Source organism: Mesorhizobium sp. M7A.F.Ca.CA.002.09.1.1 (genome assembly GCF_003998555.1).
Classification (GTDB): domain Bacteria; phylum Pseudomonadota; class Alphaproteobacteria; order Rhizobiales; family Rhizobiaceae; genus Mesorhizobium; species Mesorhizobium ciceri.
The window spans coordinates 1-452 of the sequence record NZ_RZRR01001612.1; the positions used below are offsets into that span (position 1 = coordinate 1).

Annotated in this window: 1 protein-coding gene; it reads right to left on the bottom strand. The window is 62.6% G+C overall.

What is annotated here, in order from left to right; genetic code table 11:
- Positions 1-452: peptidase dimerization domain-containing protein (locus tag EN994_RS34945; RefSeq protein WP_164746604.1), on the bottom strand; the 452-nt coding region annotated here is incomplete at both ends.

Below are 452 nucleotides of genomic sequence, written 5' to 3' on the forward strand. Positions count from 1 at the left end.
TTCTTGGCCTTGGCCAGGAAGGGCGAGTCGTAGGAAAGCTGGATTGCCGGCGAGCCGCCATGCGGATGGAATTCGACGGAACAGTCGGCCGGAATGCGCTCCTTGACGAACTTCTGGAACGCGGCCCGGATTTTTTTCGGGTCCTGCTTGTGGACAAGGCGAAACGAGACCTTCGCCGAGGCTTCGGCCGCGATCACCGTCTTGAAGCCCTTGCCGGTATAGCCGCCGATGATGCCGTTGAACTCGGCCGTCGGCCGCGCCCAGGTCAATTCCAGCACGGAGCGGCCCTTTTCGCCCGACGGGATCGACAGGCCGACCGGTCCCAGGAACGTCTCGGCAGTCTCGCCGAGCGTCTCCCATGATTTCAGGATCTGCGACGGCGTTTCCTCGACGCCATCATAGAAGCCGGGAATGGTGATGTGGCCGTCCTTGTCGTGGACATCGGCCAGCAC